21 protein-coding genes and 1 riboswitch are annotated in these 17,643 nt (G+C 61.8%); of the genes, 11 read left to right on the forward strand and 10 right to left on the reverse strand.

Annotation, left to right across the window (positions count from 1 at the left end):
- Positions 1-59 precede the first annotated feature (59 nt).
- Together IVA95_RS20815 and crcB are read right to left on the reverse strand one after the other, a co-directional pair.
- Positions 60-497: an EamA family transporter gene (locus tag IVA95_RS20815; RefSeq protein WP_247512164.1), complete on the reverse strand. Its 438-nt coding sequence runs from the start codon at positions 495-497 to the stop codon at positions 60-62.
- 2 nt (positions 498-499) lie between these two features.
- A complete protein-coding gene (crcB, locus tag IVA95_RS20820) occupies positions 500-883 on the reverse strand; it encodes a fluoride efflux transporter CrcB (protein ID WP_247512165.1) in 384 nt (127 codons plus the stop codon).
- Between the two features lie 28 nt (positions 884-911).
- Positions 912-974, reverse strand: a riboswitch (Fluoride riboswitch).
- Positions 975-1,271: 297 nt separating this feature from the next.
- On the opposite strand from crcB, the gene IVA95_RS20825 reads away from it, so the two are divergent.
- On the forward strand, positions 1,272-2,099 hold the full coding sequence (locus IVA95_RS20825; RefSeq protein WP_247512229.1) for a metallophosphoesterase: 828 nt from the start codon (positions 1,272-1,274) through the stop codon (positions 2,097-2,099).
- On the opposite strand, the gene IVA95_RS20830 is transcribed toward IVA95_RS20825, so the two are convergent.
- Positions 2,038-2,523 carry a cyclic nucleotide-binding domain-containing protein gene (locus IVA95_RS20830; protein WP_247512166.1) on the reverse strand — a complete coding sequence of 162 codons (486 nt, stop codon included), beginning with the start codon at positions 2,521-2,523 and terminating at the stop codon, positions 2,038-2,040. The two genes, IVA95_RS20825 and IVA95_RS20830, sit on opposite strands and share 62 nt — an antisense overlap.
- Before the next feature lie 128 nt (positions 2,524-2,651).
- The gene (locus IVA95_RS20835) at positions 2,652-2,969 is read right to left on the reverse strand and encodes a metalloregulator ArsR/SmtB family transcription factor (protein WP_247512167.1); all 318 of its coding nucleotides are present in this window, start codon (positions 2,967-2,969) and stop codon (positions 2,652-2,654) included.
- A gap of 54 nt (positions 2,970-3,023) precedes the next feature.
- On the opposite strand from IVA95_RS20835, the gene IVA95_RS20840 reads away from it, so the two are divergent.
- The 3 genes from IVA95_RS20840 (at position 3,024) to IVA95_RS20850 (ending at position 7,038) form a co-directional block, all read left to right on the forward strand.
- A complete protein-coding gene (locus IVA95_RS20840; protein ID WP_247512168.1) occupies positions 3,024-3,989 on the forward strand; it encodes a threonine/serine dehydratase in 966 nt (321 codons plus the stop codon).
- Positions 3,990-4,171: 182 nt separating this feature from the next.
- Positions 4,172-5,197: a Fe(3+) ABC transporter substrate-binding protein gene (locus IVA95_RS20845; protein ID WP_247512169.1), complete on the forward strand. Its 1,026-nt coding sequence runs from the start codon at positions 4,172-4,174 to the stop codon at positions 5,195-5,197.
- A gap of 194 nt (positions 5,198-5,391) precedes the next feature.
- Entirely contained in the window at positions 5,392-7,038 is a 1,647-nt protein-coding gene (locus tag IVA95_RS20850; protein ID WP_247512170.1) for an iron ABC transporter permease, read from the forward strand.
- A gap of 205 nt (positions 7,039-7,243) precedes the next feature.
- Here the strand turns inward: IVA95_RS20850 and IVA95_RS20855 are convergent, their stop codons facing one another.
- Genes IVA95_RS20855 through IVA95_RS20865 form a run of 3 tightly spaced genes read right to left on the reverse strand, consistent with a single transcriptional unit; the run spans position 7,244 to position 9,289 of the window.
- Positions 7,244-7,894 (reverse strand): GNAT family N-acetyltransferase, encoded by a 651-nt coding sequence (locus IVA95_RS20855; RefSeq protein WP_247512171.1) that lies wholly within the window; start codon positions 7,892-7,894, stop codon positions 7,244-7,246.
- A gap of 7 nt (positions 7,895-7,901) precedes the next feature.
- Positions 7,902-8,552, reverse strand: a complete 651-nt coding sequence (locus tag IVA95_RS20860; protein WP_247512172.1) for a CoA transferase subunit B — start codon at positions 8,550-8,552, stop codon at positions 7,902-7,904.
- Positions 8,552-9,289, reverse strand: a complete 738-nt coding sequence (locus IVA95_RS20865) for a CoA transferase subunit A (RefSeq protein WP_213253304.1) — start codon at positions 9,287-9,289, stop codon at positions 8,552-8,554. Before IVA95_RS20865 ends, IVA95_RS20860 begins: the two co-directional genes overlap by 1 nt.
- 265 nt (positions 9,290-9,554) lie before the next feature.
- Here IVA95_RS20865 and IVA95_RS20870 point away from each other — a divergent pair, with 265 nt between their 5' ends.
- The gene (locus IVA95_RS20870) at positions 9,555-11,498 is read left to right on the forward strand and encodes an AsmA family protein (RefSeq protein WP_247512230.1); all 1,944 of its coding nucleotides are present in this window, start codon (positions 9,555-9,557) and stop codon (positions 11,496-11,498) included.
- Positions 11,499-11,557: 59 nt separating this feature from the next.
- Here IVA95_RS20870 and IVA95_RS20875 read toward each other — a convergent pair whose 3' ends face one another.
- The 3 genes from IVA95_RS20875 to IVA95_RS20890 all read right to left on the reverse strand — a co-directional run bounded on the left by IVA95_RS20875 (position 11,558) and on the right by IVA95_RS20890 (position 12,604).
- The gene (locus tag IVA95_RS20875; RefSeq protein ID WP_247512173.1) at positions 11,558-12,043 is read right to left on the reverse strand and encodes a hypothetical protein; all 486 of its coding nucleotides are present in this window, start codon (positions 12,041-12,043) and stop codon (positions 11,558-11,560) included.
- A gap of 194 nt (positions 12,044-12,237) precedes the next feature.
- Positions 12,238-12,450 (reverse strand): hypothetical protein, encoded by a 213-nt coding sequence (locus IVA95_RS20885; RefSeq protein ID WP_247512237.1) that lies wholly within the window; start codon positions 12,448-12,450, stop codon positions 12,238-12,240.
- A complete protein-coding gene (locus IVA95_RS20890; protein WP_247512175.1) occupies positions 12,440-12,604 on the reverse strand; it encodes a hypothetical protein in 165 nt (54 codons plus the stop codon). The genes IVA95_RS20885 and IVA95_RS20890 overlap by 11 nt, the downstream gene beginning before the upstream one ends.
- A 217-nt stretch (positions 12,605-12,821) precedes the next feature.
- Between IVA95_RS20890 and IVA95_RS20895 the strand changes: the two genes are divergently transcribed.
- From IVA95_RS20895 to IVA95_RS20920, 6 genes are all read left to right on the forward strand, one after another.
- Entirely contained in the window at positions 12,822-13,001 is a 180-nt protein-coding gene (locus tag IVA95_RS20895) for a DUF3072 domain-containing protein (RefSeq protein ID WP_247512176.1), read from the forward strand.
- 303 nt (positions 13,002-13,304) lie between these two features.
- A complete protein-coding gene (locus IVA95_RS20900) occupies positions 13,305-13,466 on the forward strand; it encodes a DUF2934 domain-containing protein (RefSeq protein WP_213253301.1) in 162 nt (53 codons plus the stop codon).
- 88 nt (positions 13,467-13,554) lie between these two features.
- A complete protein-coding gene (locus IVA95_RS20905) occupies positions 13,555-14,049 on the forward strand; it encodes a hypothetical protein (RefSeq protein WP_247512177.1) in 495 nt (164 codons plus the stop codon).
- Positions 14,050-14,069: 20 nt separating this feature from the next.
- Complete coding sequence (locus tag IVA95_RS20910) at positions 14,070-15,323, forward strand: SDR family oxidoreductase (protein ID WP_247512178.1); 1,254 nt, start codon at positions 14,070-14,072, stop codon at positions 15,321-15,323.
- Complete coding sequence (locus IVA95_RS20915; RefSeq protein ID WP_247512179.1) at positions 15,323-15,799, forward strand: DUF2269 domain-containing protein; 477 nt, start codon at positions 15,323-15,325, stop codon at positions 15,797-15,799. The genes IVA95_RS20910 and IVA95_RS20915 overlap by 1 nt, the downstream gene beginning before the upstream one ends.
- Before the next feature lie 361 nt (positions 15,800-16,160).
- Positions 16,161-17,537, forward strand: coding sequence for an ABC transporter substrate-binding protein (locus tag IVA95_RS20920; RefSeq protein WP_247512231.1), 1,377 nt, complete (start codon positions 16,161-16,163; stop codon positions 17,535-17,537).
- Positions 17,538-17,643: the final 106 nt, after the last annotated feature.

Raw genomic sequence — 17,643 nt, forward strand, 5'->3', positions numbered from 1 at the left:
CTAGAAATGTCCGCTGGTCGGGGAACAGCGATGTCAGTTAGCGACCGTCTGAGACGTTGCTATGCTCGGTAGGCAACGAGAACGGCACCGCACGCGATCAAAATCACGCCGAGCCAATTTGGCAGCGCAAGCCGCTCACCGAGGAAGAGCACCGCGAAAGCGGACACGAAGACCACGCTGAGCTTATCGATCGGAGCAACACGCGCGGCATCCCCGAGCTTCAAGGCGCGAAAGTAGCAAATCCAAGAAGCGCCGGTCGCGGCACCCGAGAGGATGAGGAACACCCACGTTTTCGTGGATACGCTGGACGGCTGTTGCCAGTTTCCCGAGGCGTAGACGATCAGTGCGGCCACCAACAGGATGACCACGGTGCGAATAAACGTTGCAAAGTCCGAGTTGACGTTCTCGACGCCGACCTTTGCGAAGATGGCCGTCAAGGCTGCGAATCCTGCGGAAAGCAGCGCCCAAAATACCCAAGAGAGCAGGAGATTTTTCATGGTCAGGGAAGCGCCCGCACGAGCCGCAGCGCGGCGATAAGTGCTCCCACGGACAGCGCTACCGAAGCTACCATGTAAGCAAACGATGCTAACGTCTGGCCGCGTTCGAACAAGTAGTAGCCGTCTAGAGAAAACGTGGAAAACGTCGTGAAGCCGCCACAGATGCCCACCGTTAAGAATATCCTCATTGTCTGTGACAAGTCCCATTTGGCGGCGAACATTCCGACAAATGCACCGATCAGAAATGAGCCAGTCACGTTGATAATAAGCGTGCCCCACGGAAATTCCGTCCCGAACAGCTTTCCCGATCCGACGCCGACCAAATATCGCGCGACAGATCCAAGCGCGCCGCCAGCGGCTACAGCAAGAATGATTTGAGGGGTCATTTGGACACGCTCCTACCCGCGCTCTCGCGCATTGGTAGGAGTCATCAGCCGACATGGCGGTTATCGGGGGAACCCCATCCCCATCACTATAGAATGGTATTACCGGAAGTAGCCTGCCTCGACAAGCCAACCACAACCGGCGGGCGTCCGAGTTCGCCTATTGGCATTTAGCATCGTTCGCTGCGATGCGGAATTTGGTTCGCTATCGGGGCATATCGGATATCGAGCAGCCATCAAGCTCGATTTTATGGGTTGCAAGCCTTGGTCCTTCCAGCGGCGTGATGGATCCCGTTTGAATCCACGACCGGCACAATTCTTGCTCGAATCTGATCTGCCTGAAATACGTCCGCCTGCGGATCGCCTGTTTCCCGGACATTTTTTGATTTTTATGCGCTGTCTTGTCGTTGCCGATTTGCATTATTCATTGCCGCAGTTCGACTGGCTGCTCGCGGCAGCTCCTGAATTCGACGTCGTCATTTTCGCAGGTGACGCGCTCGATATCTCCTCGTTCGTCGATTTCCGAGCGCAGATTCTGGTCGTGAAAAAATACCTGTCGCTGCTCTCCCAAACGACGCGCGTCATTCTCTGCTCGGGCAATCACGATCTCGACGAGCGCAGCGCGGAAGGCGAAAAGATCGCGCGCTGGATCGGCGAGGTCCGCGAGCTCGGCATCGCCTGCGATGGCGACAGCCTGACCGTCGGCGACGTCGGCTTCACGGTGTGTCCGTGGTGGGACGGGCCGCTGGTCAAGAGCCGCATCGAAACCCAGCTTCGCGACGCCGCGGCAGCACGGGCGCCGCGCTGGATCTGGGTGCATCACGCGCCGCCGGCGAATTCGCCGACGAGCTGGGGCGGCAAGCGGTTCTTCGGCGACGTCGAACTGGTGCAGTGGATCGCGCAGTATCAGCCGTCGATGGTGATCTCGGGCCATGTGCATCAGTCGCCGTTCATTTCGGATGGTTCGTGGTTCGACCGGCTGGGCCCAACCTGGGTATTCAATGCCGGGCTGCAGCCGGGTCGGCCGCCGGTTTATATCGTGCTCGATCTCAACGAGGGCACAGCGTACTGGCTGCCGGCGGGCGAGGCGCACTACATCGATCTCAAGGCGCCCCTGCAACGGCCGGCTGCGCCGGTCACGATCGTTCCAGCGTGGCTCAAATCCTTGGGTCGGATTGCCGATCCGAGCCTGGAGAAACCTGCGTCGGCGGCAGGTTGATCATGCTCTGCAAGAGTTCGCCTACCATCGAGAGATGGTTACCCTGACCGGCATATTGATGCATCAGGTCGGCCAGATAGGTGTTGGCGACGTTGAGGCGTTGCGCCAGCAAGCGCGCGATCAAGAGCGCCATCGCCGGCTGATCGCGCAGGAACGCCGCGGCGTCGTCGAACTCGTAGACGACGGAATCGGCGGCGGCGCGCACGGTCGCGGTATGCGGCTGCTCGAGTAGCACCGACATTTCGCCCAGCATCGCGCCGGGCTCGGTCAGGACGGCGACGACGCTATCGCCCTTGATGACCTCCAGCCGTCCTTCGAGCAGTACGAACAGATGTCCGGTCTTGCTGCCCTCATGGAGCACGAGCGTGCCCGCCGGCACCTTCTGCTCCGTCCCTCCGGTACAATAGTCCAGCACCGCGCGCATTAGATCTCCTTGTCGGTCAAGACTAGGCACTGATGATGCCAAGGTCGAACGGTAAGGCACGTCTGGTTGCTCAAAATATCGGCAATGCCGGCGTTCACAGACGGCACCGTCAGAGCAAGGCAGAAACTTCAGATTCTCGCGAGCATGGCCGCTTTCAGCTTTGCGATGCGTGCTTCGTCGCGCTTGTAGAACGTCCACTGCTTGACGCGCTTGGCGCTCACCAGTCCCGCTTGCGACAGTATTTTCAGGTGCTCGCTCACGGTGGGTTGGCTGACGCCGAGCTTTTTGGCAATCAAGGCCCCGCACACGCCGTCCTTGACGAGATCGCCGTCGATCTGCTCGCGAAAATGCGCCCGAGGGCGCTTCAGCCACTCCAGGATCAAAAGCCTCCGATCGTTGGCGAGCGCGCGAAAAGCAGACTCGACGTCATCTTGCAAAGAAGGCATATTGCTAATTAGCTAAATGACTAATTCCTGTCAATGAGTGGGGAGTGCCTTGTGATGGCCGCGCCGGTGGATGCCGTAACCTCGGAGACGATCTTACAATGCGAGCGGCTCATTCGGCCCTTTATCCGGCGGACGCCGGTGGTCGAGGTCGATGGCGCCGAGTTTGGGCTTCCCGGCCGTACGCTGACGCTCAAGCTCGAGCTTCTTCAGCACTCCGGCTCGTTCAAGGCGCGCGGCGCCTTTGCCAATCTGTTGACCCGCAATGTACCGCGGGCCGGTGTCGTCGCGGCGTCGGGCGGCAACCATGGCGCGGCAGTCGCCTATGCCGCGATGAAACTTGGGAAGCCAGCCAAGATTTTCGTTCCGAGCGTCGCTTCGCCGGCGAAGCTGCAACGCATCCGCGACTATGGCGCCGACCTCGCGATCGAAGGCGACCGCTATGCCGATGCGCTCGCCGCCAGCGAGACATGGGCGCAGCAAACCGGTGCACTGCCGGTGCCGGCCTTCGATCAGAAAGAGACCATCATGGGACAGGGAACGATCGGCCTTGAGCTCCCGGAGCAGGCACCTGACATTGATACCCTGCTCGTAGCTGTGGGCGGCGGCGGGCTGATCGCCGGGATCGCGGCCTGGTATGCCGGCCGCATCAAGGTCGTCGGCGTCGAGCCGCTTGCATCGCCCACGTTGACCAGGGCCCTTGAAGCCGGCCATCCGATCGATGCCGAAGCCGGCGGGCTGGCTGCGGATTCGCTTGCGCCACGGCGTGTCGGCGAACAGGTCTTCCCGATCGTACAGAAATACGCACGACAAACCGTGCTGGTTTCCGATGCCGAGATTGCCGATGCACAGGCGATGCTTTGGCGCGCCTTGCGCATCGTGGCAGAGCCGGGCGGCGCGGCAGCATTTTCCGCGATCCTGTCGGGCGCCTATAAGCCCGCCGCGGGCGAACGGGTTGCTGTCGTCATCAGCGGCGGCAATACCGCGGCAGTCAATTTCGACCTCGCTAATGGCAGCCGATAGGTCGCGTCCCCGCCGTGCTTCGTATGTCGCATGGCGCGATGGCGCGCCGTGTTTGGAATCGCTCTAAACTATAGCGTGGAATCCTTCTAAATCGAGCCATTCGCGACATCCAGTCGCTGACGACATCGCAGCCGCTGCGCTACTGAGACTGGCATCTTCACCAGCTTTGTCGGGCAGCTCTCATGATGAATATTCGCGCTACCGCCGCAACCGCAGCGTTGCTTTGTTTTACCGCGTTCGGAGCCTCGCCGGCGTCCGCCGACGGCGAGGTCAACGTCTACACCTACCGCGAAACCAAGCTGATCCAACCTCTGTTCGAGGCCTTCACCAAGGACACCGGCATCAAAGTCAACGTCGTCTCGGCGAGCTCTGGTCTCGAGCAGCGCATGAAGGCGGAAGGCGCCAACAGCCCCGCCGATGTGCTGCTCACGGTCGATCTCGGCCGCCTCGACGATGCCGTGCAGGCCGGCGTCACCCAGCCGATCAAGTCGGTGGTGATCGACGAGATCGTGCCGGCGCAGTATCGCGATCCGGACGGCCACTGGGCCGGCATTTCCATGCGCGCCCGCGTGATCTACGCCTCGAAGGACCGCGTCAAGCAGGACAAGATCACCTATGAAGAGCTCGCCGATCCCAAGTGGAAGGGCAAGATCTGCATCCGCTCCGGCCAGCACATCTACAACAACGGCCTGTTCGCGGCCTATGTGACCAAGTACGGCGAGGCCAAGGCCGAGGAATGGCTGAAGGGCGTGAAGGCCAACCTGGCGCAAAAGCCCTCCGGCGGCGACCGCGAAGCCGCGCGCGACGTGGCGGCGGGCAAGTGCGATATCGGCATCGGCAACACCTATTACTGGGCGCTGATGATGAACAACGACCCCGAGAAGAAGCCGTGGGCGGAAGCCACCAAGGTGATCCTGCCGACCTTCGAAGGCGGCGGCACCCACGTCAATCTCTCCGGCGTCCTGCTCGCGAAGAACGCGCCCAACAAGGCCAATGGCGTGAAGCTGATCGAGTGGCTCGCCGGTGAGAAGGCGCAGCAGATCTACGCCGATTCCAACTACGAATACCCGATCCGCGCCGGCGTCGCCGTCAACCCAACCATTGCGGGCTATGGCAAGCTCACCGCTGATCCGATGCCGATCGCCAAGATCGTCGCCAACCGCAAGGCGGCCTCGACGCTGGTGGACAAGGTCGGGTTCGATAATTGAGCGGCTGTGTGGGCGAAGCATTAAATCCGTGATCGCTCCCCGCACACAACTGCGTCCCCTCCCCCCTTGCGGGGGAGGGTTAGGGAGAGGGGTGGCGGCAACGGCAGTGCTCGTGGCTTACCCCCCTCCGCCGCGAGGGGGGAGGGAGCAGACCTGCGCAAGCTGAGACGCCTTAGCCCGCTTCGTGTGCCAGCGTGACCCGGACCACCCGCTCGGGCCGCATCGCCGCGTCCATTGCGGTTGCGACCGCCATTCTTGTCGCCGCTCCCGTCATCTCCATCATCGCGCTGGCGATGCAGCCTGCGCCTGACGTCTGGCAGCCGCTCATCGAATATGTGCTGCCGCGAAGCCTGCTCGACACCACGCTGCTGCTCGGCGGCGTTGCCGCGCTGTCACTCGCGATCGGCACCGGCACGGCGTGGACGATCTCGCTGCATGAATTCCCCGGCCGGCAAATGCTGCTGTGGCTGCTGCCGCTGCCGCTCGCGATCCCCACCTATCTCGCGGCCTATGTCTACGTCGACCTGTTCGAGCCGCTCGGCCTGGTCCACCGGACCCTCGCGGACTGGATGCCGCTGCGAGATGCGGTGCGCCTGCTTCCCAACCTGCGCTCGCTGCCCGGTGCCATCATCGTGATCGCGCTGGTGCTCTACCCTTACGTCTATCTTTCGGCGCGCACGATGTTCCAGTTCCAGAGCGCGGAATTCGCGGAAGCCGCCAAGACTCTTGGCGCCGGACGCTGGACCATCTTCTGGCGCATCTCGCTGCCGATGGCGCGACCGGCGTTGGCAGTCGGCGTCGCGCTCGTATCGCTGGAAACGCTGAACGACATCGGCGCCAGCGAATATCTGGGCGTTCGTACGCTCACGGTGTCGGTGTTCACCACCTGGCTCAACCGCGGCAGCCTTGCCGGCGCCGCGCAGCTTTCCTGCTTCATGCTGGCGATCGTAGCCGGGCTGATCGCGATCGAGCGCTACGGACGCCGCAACGTCACGACGGAATTTTCCGCCGAAAGCCCCCGGCTCACGCAACGGACGCCGCTCACCGGCATCAAGGGCATTTGCGCGTTCGCCGCCTGCCTGCTGCCGGTCTGCCTCGGATTTCTGGTGCCGCTATTGTTTCTTGCGCATCAGAGCTTCAAGCGCGGGCTGTTTGCGAATTTTGACATGACGTTGTGGCGCGACGCCTTCAATTCGGTCGCGTTTGCAAGCATCGCCACGCTGAGCGCGCTACTACTCGGATTTGCGACCATCCTGGCCTGGCGGTGGCGGCCGAACACACTGCGCTTTGTCGCGATGAACATCGCACAAACCGGCTACACGCTGCCCGGGCTGGTGCTGGCGCTCGGCCTGCTCGCGCCCCTGCTCGCCATCGACAACGGACTGAACGCGCTCGCCGGATGGCTCGGCCGTTCGCTGCCGGGATTGATCATCGTTGGCTCCGGCGCCGCCGTGGTCATCGCCTATGTGATCCGGTTTCTGGCGGTGCCGACCGGATTCATCAAGGCGGGCTTCGAGCGAATCCCGCGCGACTACGACGACAGCGCGCGCGCCGCCGGCGCCGGCCAGACCACGACGATGCGGCTAATTCATCTACCGCTCTTGCGCCCCGCAATGCTTGGCGCGATTATCGTGGTGTTCGTGGATTGCCTGAAAGAATTGCCGGCGACGCTGCTCTTGCGGCCGCTCAACGTCGAAACGCTGTCGACCTCGATCTACCAGTACGCCAGCCGCGGCAGTTTCGAGGAAGGCGCACTCGCCGCGCTCCTGATCGTCGCCGCCAGTATCGGCCCGGTGGCGTGGCTGACGCGGTTTTCGGACGTACCGGCAGGCCCGGCGTGAGTGGACGTCGTAGCAACTATTAGATCCTCATGGTGAGGAGGCGCTTTAGCGCCGTCTCGAACCACGAGGCCGCGCTGGTGCCATTCATCCTTCGAGACGCCGCTGAGCCTGTCATCGGGCGCGCATTCGCGCGACCCGTTGGCGGCTCCTCAGGATGAGGTCTGACAGCACAGCCTATGTCCCAAAATCGCAAAGCAGGAGCGTCCTACATCGCCCTCACAAATCTCCGAAATCCCGGCGAACCCGTAATCGCCTCGAACGCCGGGTCGCGTTTTTCTTCGGCGAATGCAAAGCCCGCCTTGGCATAACATCGCTCGGCGGCCTCGTTGCCGATCAGAAACGAGATCGACGCCCGTTCGAATCCCGCGGCCCTTCCGGCCGCGAGCGCGTGATCGATCAGCGCCTGCACCAGCCCGCGGCCGCGATAGGCCGGCAGCGTGGCGACATGCTCGATCAGCCATTCGCCCTCGCCGCCCTGCACCCAGCAATTCGCCCCATAGGCGCCACGCCGGAAGATCGCCTTCAGATCGGTGGCGCTCAGCCCTATCGCGGTCGCCACCTCCCGAATCGCCGCCCGCGCGGCGGCCTCGGTGCCTTCAGCGGGCAGCGCGCAGAGCGATGCCGCCGGCTCACCTTCGACCTCAGCGACGATGAATCGGGTGATGTGCCACCACGATTGCGCTGGCGCGATCGCGATACATTCGACGAACGAAAGGCATTGCGGCTCGTCCCAGCCAAGCGCGATGTCGAACCAGCCGCGCCGGAACGGGCCGCGCTGCGATGACAGGATGTTGCGGGCAATGAAGCCTGCATCCTCGGGACGCGCGGGGCGGACAGTGACTGCCGATCGCCCCATTAGCGGTTCAAGCGTTCTTCAACGCGACGCGAAACTCGGCTTCGGTCTTCGCCTTCACCTCGTCCAGCGTGACGCCGTCGGCGAGCTCGATCAGCGCCATGCCGTCCTTGCCGTGCTTGTCGATGGTGAAGACCGCAAGATCGGTCACGACCATGTCGACCACGCGTTCGCCGGTCAGCGGCAGCGTGCACTTCTTCAGGAGTTTTGGGCCGTCCTTGGCGGAATGCTCCATGACAACGACGACGCGCTTGACGCCGGCGACAAGGTCCATCGCGCCGCCCATGCCCTTCACCATCTTGCCGGGGATCATCCAGTTGGCGAGATCGCCGTTCTGCGCCACCTGCATCGCACCGAGGATCGAGAGATCGATATGCCCGCCGCGCACCATGCCGAAGGAATCCGCCGAGGAGAAATAGCTGGTCGACGGCAATTCGCTGACCGTCTGCTTGCCGGCGTTGATCAGGTCGGCGTCCACCTCGTCCTCGTAGGGGAACGGGCCCATGCCGAGCATGCCGTTCTCGCTCTGCAGGCTGACGTCGATGCCTTCAGGGATGTAGTTTGAAACCAGCGTCGGAATGCCGATGCCGAGATTGACGTAATAGCCGTCGCGCAGTTCCTTTGCGGCGCGCGCCGCCATCTGTTCACGGGTCCAGGCCATCAGATTTCTACTCCCGTTGCGGCCGCGGACGCGCTCGACGGGCGCGGCCGGGTATTGCGGAACTCGATGCGCTTCTTTCCAGTTCCGACTTCGATGATGCGTTTGACGAAAATGCCCGGCGTGTGGATGCAGTCCGGGTCTAGTTCGCCGGCTGGAACCAGATGCTCGACCTCGGCGACGGTGATCTTCGCGGCGGTCGCCATCATCGGGTTAAAATTTCGTGCCGTCTTGCGGTAAATCAGGTTGCCCGCGGTGTCGCCCTTCCAGGCGTGAACGATGGCGAGATCGGCGAACAGGCCGCGCTCCATGATGTATTTCTCGCCGTCGAACTCCTTCACTTCCTTGCCCTCGGCGATCAACGTGCCGACGCCGGTTTTGGTATAGAAGGCCGGGATGCCGGCGCCGCCGGCGCGGATGCGCTCGGCCAGCGTGCCCTGCGGATTGAACTCGAGTTCCAGTTCACCGGCGAGGTATTGCTGCGCGAACAGCTTGTTCTCGCCGACATAGGAGGAAATCATCTTTTTGATCTGCCGGGTCTCCAGGAGCCGGCTCAGCCCGATGCCGTCGACGCCGGCATTGTTGGAAACGACGGTCAGATTCTTGACGCCGGAATCGCGGATTGCGTCCGACAGGGTTTCGGCAATACCGCACAGACCGAAACCGCCGGACATGATCATCATGCCGTCCTTGAGAACACCGTCGAGTGCCGATTTGGCGTCGGGGTAAACCTTGTTCATGTAATATGACCTGATGGAGGGAACGGCTGAAAGCCGGGCATTATCTCCGGATTATTAGGCGAATTCTTCGCGGTGCGTCAATGACGGGTGGATTATGCCGCCGAACTGCCCACCGAGTGCCATGTCGGCCTTGAAAGCGTCAAGAAAAGCCTTCAAGTTGCGTGGGTTGGCACGGGCTTAACGTTTGCGCCGCCTGCCCTAATCAACATAGACCTTTTAGCATCAACCGAGTTCGGTTTAGCCAGATCCGGATATGTCACTGACGATGGCCCAAGGAATGAAGCGCCTCGGGATGCCGGTTGCGGCGCTGTTCGGCGTGGCCGTGCTCGCCCTGATCGGAACCTCCTGGTTCATCAACCGCGACGCGCTACGGCAGGCAGTCGAGGCGCAGATCCGCGCCGTCACCGGGCTCGAACTGGTGGTCACCGGTGCGATCGACGTATCGGTGTTTCCGGGCAGCTATGTCTCGTTCCACAATGTCGGGCTGAAGGGCGGCGGCACCGCCGACCCCGCGCTGCAGGTGGAGGTGCTGACCGCAAATCTGCGCCTGCTGCCATTGTTGCTGCGCCGCTTCGAAATCGCAGACGTCATGATGTTGCGGCCGCATATCCACGTCGTCAGAGAGGCCAGCGGCCAGAGCAACTGGACGCCGTTTGTCGAACGCATCGCGCGCACGATGAAGCCCGGCGCCGAAAACCAGGTGTCATTCTCGGAAATCAGGATCCAGGACGGTGTGCTCAAATACGAGGATGCCGCCAACCGTGTCACCGAACAGCTCGGCGACATCGATCTCTCGCTGGCCTGGCCGTCGATCTCGCGCTCGTTCGCCGCGACCGGACAATTCGACTGGCGCGGCGAACGCGTTGACGGCTCGATCTCGGCCAGCGACTTCGTCGCGATGCTCTCAGGCGACCGCTCGGGTCTGAAGGCGCGGCTGGTCAGCGCGCCGCTGAAGCTCGCCTTCGACGGTTCGGTCGCCAACCGTACCAGCCTGATGATGGATGGCACGGTTACCGTCGACAGCGTGTCACTGCGCAACGCGTTGCGCTGGATGGGACAGCCGGTGCCCGGCAGCGGCGGGTTCGGCCGCTTTGCGCTCAAGGCCCGCGCCAACGTCGTCGGCGCCTCGGTTGCCTTGACCAATGTGAATGTCGAACTCGACGGCAACGTCGCCGAAGGCGTGATGACGGTCGCCAATAACGGCCGCCAGACGCTGCAGGCGACACTGGCTGCCGGCAACCTGGATTTCACGCCCTATATCTCGACCGTCCGCCTGCTTGCGAGCGGCGCGCGCGACTGGAACCGGCAATTGTTCGACCTCACCTCGCTCTCCGCCACCGATCTCGACATGCGCCTGTCGGCGGCGAAGGTGACGGTCGGCGGGACCAAACTCGGCCGCACTGCCATTGGCGCCAATCTGCGCGGCGGCGCGCTGGCGCTCTCGGTCGGCGAGGCGCAGATGTATGGCGGCATTGCCAAGGGCTCGTTCGGAATCGCGCGTTCCGACACGGTGGCCGACGTCAAGGCGCAGCTCCAGTTCACCGACGTCGACCTGCAGGCCTGTGCCAGCGAATTGTTCGGCACCAACAAGCTGTCCGGCCGCGGCAATCTCAACGTTTCGCTCATCGCCTCCGGCTCGAGCCCGTTCGGCCTCGCCTCCTCGCTCGACGGCACCGCCACGCTCACCGGTCATGACGGCGCGATCGCCGGCTTCAATGTCGAGCAGCTCTTGAAGCGGCTGGAGCGGCGGCCGCTATCCGGCGGCGGCAATTTCCGCTCGGGCACGACACCTTACGACAACCTCACCGTTTCGGTGCACTTCAACGACGGCATCGCCACCGTCGAAGATATCCGCGTCGACGGACCGACCACGCGCCTGACGCTCACCGGCACCGCCTCGGTGCCGGCTCGCGAATACGACCTCAAGGGCGTCGCCAGCCTGACCTCAACCGCGGCCGGCGGCGACAAGGGCTTTGAACTGCCCTTCGTGGTGCAGGGCCCATGGGATGATCCGCTGGTGTTTCCCGATCCGGAAAGCCTGATTCGCCGTTCGCCGGGCGCAGCGCCCTTGCTCGATGCGGTGAAGGACCGCAAGACGCGCGATGCGGTGCGCTCGGTGATCGAGCGGTTTACCGGTGGAGGATCGCGGCAGGCGGTACCGGAGGCGGCGGCGGACGCGCCGGCCAATGCACCGGCGAAAGCGAATTAACGTCAGCGTAATCCGCCTTAACGACCCCGGGTTGACGGATTACGCCTTAGCTAATCCGCTTACTGGGCTTGGTAGCTGGAAAACAAAGCGACGACGTCGACCAATGTGGCAGCTCCCGCCGCAACGACGATCACCAACGTGAACGCGTGAAGGAGATACTTTTTATACGCAGGTCGCTTTTCGCGCTCGGCCGCAAATTCTCTTGCGAACGGTTTTGAGAAAACGAGGAGCAATGCGGCAGCCAGACTCAGAACGCCTATTATCGCGGCCCAGATGACGCCGACATGCACCGGGCCAGAAAAGCCCCAAAATGCAAAGGCGGTAGATCCCGCAGCAAGAAAATAAAATGCCGCACCTGCATATCGCGCAATTTTGCTGAACAGCCAGAGGCCCAGCAAAACGACCAGCGCGGCCACCGCGTGAATCGCAAGACCATCCCCAAGGCGCGGCAGATACCACTGCGAATAGATGAAAAAGCTGCAATTTACGGCCGCGATCAAAGCTAAAAGATAAAGCGCCGCCCTGTAGCCGCATCGCTCAAGCATGCAACCTCCTCCGAAATTAATTCATGGAATGTTATCGCTGCGCCGATCACCGATGCTATGCGGCCTGTTGAGAAAGTAATCCCGATTGCCCAGCGCCGCTTCGGCATATTGATCGATCGCGACAACGATTGCCTGGACGTGGGCATGGCACCATCCTTCCCGCGTCGCCCTGATCCGAACCTCCGCCAGGGCTTTTAGCCACGGCGGGTTATCTGCGTTGGGGTCGTACCATCTGAGTAGTGCTGACATCGCCCGCCTCTGTTGATGAAATCTTCCAACTCCGCCCGCTTGCGCGCGAGCAGGAGCTGCGCCCGCGCATTATCCAGGCCGGATTGATTGAGCTGACGAGCAAGCTGATCCAGTTCGGCAATCCGCCGGCGCAGGGCTTGAATGGGATCATCGCTCACGGCGGCCAGGCGCCCCGATCGCGGGCTTCCTGCTGACCGCACGGACCTCCAGCTTCAGCCGCTCATCGACATTGAGCAGCCGCTCTTCGCCGCCAAGCCGGTTCCGTTCGCCGATGAGGCCGACCATGGTGGCCCGCATGGCCATCAGACGCATTGCTGCTTCCGAACAGTCCTCATCCCGGTTGACCTGTTTGCGGATGTTATCCTCCGCGCTCAGCATCTCCGACCGTAAGAACCTGATTTTTCTGCGAATTTCATTCAATTTGTTGTCCATGGACCACCTCGCTGCGGTAGAGCCCTATAAGAACAAATAAAGAACAAATTTCAAGTTAAGAGTTCGGATCGAATCGAAGATTCTTTGGGGTTCCAGAATGTCCCGTCTCCCGGACCAGGTGGATGCGCCGATGACGCCGCGCCAATTGGCGACGCTGCGCATGCTCAGCGCCGAGGCCTATCAGCCAAAACTATTTGAGAACAACCTGACGGCACGGGAAGCCGAGCGACGGATCGCGGCGCTGAAGGCGGAGATCGAATTGGCGAATTCGTTCTGAGCCGTCCTTAACCGGGGCGATAGGAAGCCGGCGCGCGCTGCCACAGCCCTAGTCGATTGCGCTACCTCTATTCCAAAACCGACCTAAGCCCGGTTTCATCCAGGAACCTTGCTCCTCGCTGCGCGCTTATCCCGAAGTGCAAGGCAAGCCGTCATGCAGCGCTGCGCGTAGACGCGATGGCGACTGCATGCGTCAGGAAGGAGGTTGCAGCCTCGCGACGGTCGCAAGCTTCGACGTGACGTCCCAATCGCTGAGATCAGCCGCGCGACAGCTACCGTGCAGAGATGGAAGGAGGAGACCTTGATGACCGAGCCAACCGAACAGGAAATTAAAAAGCGCGCCTATGAGATCTGGGAGCGCAACGGCAAGCCCGAAGGCAAGGAAGACGAATTCTGGCGCCTGGCGGAGCAGGAGTTGCGAAATGAGGACAAGTCCTCGCCCGTCCGCACTCCCGATACGCTGTGATGGACAGGACCGCTTAGCCGGAAAGCCGATGTCTCATCCCGCCGCGGCCGAAACGATATTGTTGTATTTTGTCCTGCCGGTTTGGCTATTGGCCGGGTTTGCCGATTACCTCTGCCATCGCGCTACGCGGATCGAATTGACGAGCGGCTACAAGGAATCGCTGCTTCATCTGTTGATGTTGGCAGAGATAGGCATTCCCCTCATGGCGGCGATGTTCTTTGAGATCAACGCGCTCATCATCGCGATCATGATTGTCTGCTTCGTTCTGCATCAATTGACGGCGTGGTGGGACACAACATTCGCCAGCCAAAAGCGAACCATCCCGCCCATCGAACAGCATGTGCATAGTTTTCTCGAGCTGATGCCTCTCACGGCCATGCTCATCGTCACCGCGTTAAATTGGCCGCAGTTTCTCAGCCTGTGGGGACTTGGCCCCGAGGCTGCGCGCTATGACCTTGTTCTCAAGCAGCACCCGCTGCCCTGGCAATTCGTCGCCGGTTTCTTGTCGGCTTCCGTGTTGTTTGAGGTGCTTCCCTTTCTGGAGGAATTCGTTCGGAGCCTGCGTTCGCGGAAGCAGGCGTGACTTTCAATGCGGAGCCGGTCATGAAAATTGCTGTTATAGGAGGGACCGGGCTGATCGGATCGACACTCGTGGCTCACCTGTCTTCGCGCGGTCATTCCGTCGTTTCGATGAGCAGGAGCGGCAACGTCGATATCTCCAAGGCGACGTCGCCAGCATACTGGCTGCCGCATCTCGCTGGCGTCGAGGCGGTCGTGAATTGCGCAGGGGTGCTCCAGGACAGCCCGGGCGATTCCACCTCAATGGTGCATCATCACGGCATCGCGAACCTCTTTGCCGCTTGCGAGCAGCTCCAGATCCGTCGCGTCATCCATTTTTCTGCAATCGGCGTCGACCGAGAAACCCCGAGCGAATTTTCCCGATCGAAATTGGCCGGCGACAAGGCGCTGATGGAGCGCGATCTCGATTGGGTCATCTTGCGGCCCGCAGTGGTGATCGGCCGCCCGGCTTATGGCGCCAGCGCGCTGATGCGAGGCCTGGCCGCGCTGCCCGCCATTCCCGTGATGCCGAACACGGGACAGCTCCAGATCGTCCTGCTGGAGGACGTCGTACGGACCGTGGAGCATTTTCTCGACCCCGCCACGCCGGCACGGCAGGTTGTCGAGCTGGTCGGCCCGCAGCGCTATTCCTTCGGCGAAGTCGTCGCGCTGATCCGCCGCTGGTGCCGCTGGCCGCCGGCACGGGAAATTCGCCTGCCGCAGTTCGCTTCCAGCCTCATGTACAAGCTTGGCGACATGATTTCGTATCTCGGCTGGCGGCCTCCCGTACGAAGCACGGCCGAGCGCGAGATGGTGCGCGGCGCCGTTGGCAATCTCGAAGACATGCAGCGGCTCGGGCTGCAGCCCAAAAGCCTTCCGGAATTCTTCGCCGCTGAACCGGCTTCCGTGCAGGAACGCTGGTTTGCCGGCATGTACCTGGTCAAGCCCGCGATATTTATCGTCTTGTCCCTGTTCTGGCTCTCGACCGCGTTCGTCTCGCTGGGGCCGGGCTGGGGGTATGGCATGGGCCTCATGGGCGAAGGCGGCGTGGAAGGAACGGCTGCCGCGCTCACGGTCATCGCGGGCGCCCTGGCCGATCTGGTCATTGGACTTGCGATCGCCTATAGGCCGACCAGCCGTTACGGCCTCTATGCGGCCATCGCCATTTCCTTCGCTTACGCGATCATCGGCACCATCCTGGTGCCGCGGCTCTGGGCCGATCCGCTGGGACCGATGCTGAAGATCTGGCCGATCATCGTGTTGCATTTCGCGGCGCTGGCGGTGCTCGAGGACCGGTGATGCTGTATTTCGTCCTTAAATATCTCCATGTCGTCGGCGCCGCCGTGCTGCTCGGCACCGGCGCGGGCATCGCCTTTTTCATGCTGGCGGCTCACCTCGGCGGCAAGCCGGCCGTGATCGCCGGCGTCGCCCGCATCGTCGTGATTGCCGACTTCATCTTCACGGCGACCGCCGTCGTCGTGCAGCCCATCACCGGCACCCTGCTCGTGCTGAACGTCGGCTATTCGTTCTGGGACGGATGGATCGTCTGGTCGATCGTGCTGTACGTCATCACCGGCGCGCTGTGGCTGCCGGTGGTGTGGATGCAAATGCGCCTGCGCGACCTCGCCGTGATCGCAGCGGCAGAGGGCAAGCCGCTGCCGAACGAATATCACCGGATTTTCTGGCTATGGTTTGCCTTCGGCATTCCGGCGTTCACCGCGGTTGCGATCATAATGTGGTTGATGATCGCCAAACCGCAGATCGGGGTTTTCTGAGATGCGTCGGCAATCGATGAGGACATAGCAGGCGTAGCCCGGATGAGCGAAACGATATCCGGGGACCCTCATCCCCGCATATCGCTTCGCTCATGCAGGCTACTCGCTGAACCTAGCTAGCCTTTCGACGCCAGGCGCTGAGCCAAACTCTCCTGGCTTCCGGCATCCAACGACCCAAAAATGATTGAACCAAAATGATTGAACCAAAACGCGCAGCCTTGCGCAGACATCTTTGCCGCATTTGCGCCCTGAATATCCCCCTACAGAAGTTTGCATCGCCCCATCTGGATCGCGCCGCGCGCATGGGCTAGTCTTTTATCCAACCGGTTAACAAGCCGGCGTTTTCAGGGAGAACAATGTGATATCCAGGAGATCAGTTTCACTCGCGGTCGCTGCCGTCGGCCTGTTCTACGCCACGGCGCCCGCGCTCGCCCAGCAGAAGACCATCACGGTCTGGTTCGGCAAGGGCTTTTACAAGTCCGAAGACGATGCGCTTCTAGAGGCGATCAAGAAATTCGAGGCCAAGACCGGAATAAAGGTCGAGCTTTCGCAATACGCCATTCAGGACATGATCCCGAAGACTGTGGCGGCGCTGGATTCCGGCACGGTGCCCGACGTCGCCTATTCCGACAGCTATGACGTGCAGGCGCAGGGCAAGTGGGCATTCGAGGGCAAGCTCGAGGATCTCGGCGACATCCTGACGCCGATGAAGTCCGCATTCGCGCCCAACACGCTGGAAACCGCGCTGCTCTATAACGACGTCGCCAAGAAGAAGGCCTATTACGGCTTCCCGCTGAAGCAGCAGAGTATGCACGTCCAGATCTGGCAGGACATGCTGGAGCAGGCCGGCTTCAAGCAGAGCGACATCCCGACTAAATGGGAAGACTACTGGTCGTTCTGGTGCAACAAGGTGCAACCGGCAATCCGCAAGGCCACCGGTCAGCGCGTCTATGCCGTCGGCCAGCCGATGGGCGTGGAATCCACCGACTCGTTCCAGTCGTTCTACACCTTCATGGACGCCTACAACGTCAAGCTGGTCGACGACGACGGCAAGCTCTTGGTCGACGATCCCAAGGTGCGGGAAAACCTGATCAAGGCGATGAAGGATTACACCGACACCTACATCAAGGGCTGCACGCCGCCCTCCTCCACCACCTGGAAGGATCCGGACAACAACGTCGCCTTCCACAACAAGACGATCGTGATGACGCACAACTTCACGATCTCGATCGCCGCGAAATGGCTCGACGACGCCAATAACCCGGCGCTGACGCCGGAGCAGCGCGCGCTCGGCAAGAAGAATTACGATGAGACCATCATCACGGCTTCGTTCCCCAACAAGCCGGACGGCACGCCGATCAAGTATCGCTCCGACGTCAAGACCGGCCTGATGTTCACGGTCGCCAAGAACAAGGCCGAGGGCAAGGAGTTCATCAAGTTCCTGCTGCAGGAGGAGAACATCCGGCCCTATATCGAAGGCGCGCTCGGCCGCTGGTTCCCGGTGACGACGGCCAGCCAGCAGAGCCCGTTCTGGCAGGCTGACCGGCATCGCAAGGCGGTCTATAACCAGTTCACCGGCGGCACCACGCCGTTCGACTTCACCAAGAACTGGAAGTTCACGATTTTGAACAACGAGAACGTCTGGGCCAAGGCGATGAACCGCGTGGTGAGCGAGAAGGTGCCGGTCGACAAGGCCGTCGACGAACTGATCGCCCGCATCAAGCAGGTCGCGGGTTAATACGAACAGCACAGGCCACTCCTCCCTCTCTCCGCCCTTCGCGGGGAGAGGGTTGGGGTGAGGGGCTCCCTCCGCGAGCGCAACCCGCGGAAAGTCCTGTACCCCT

It is taken from the genome of Bradyrhizobium sp. 157, from assembly GCF_023073815.1.
In the GTDB taxonomy this organism is placed as follows: Bacteria; Pseudomonadota; Alphaproteobacteria; order Rhizobiales; family Xanthobacteraceae; genus Bradyrhizobium.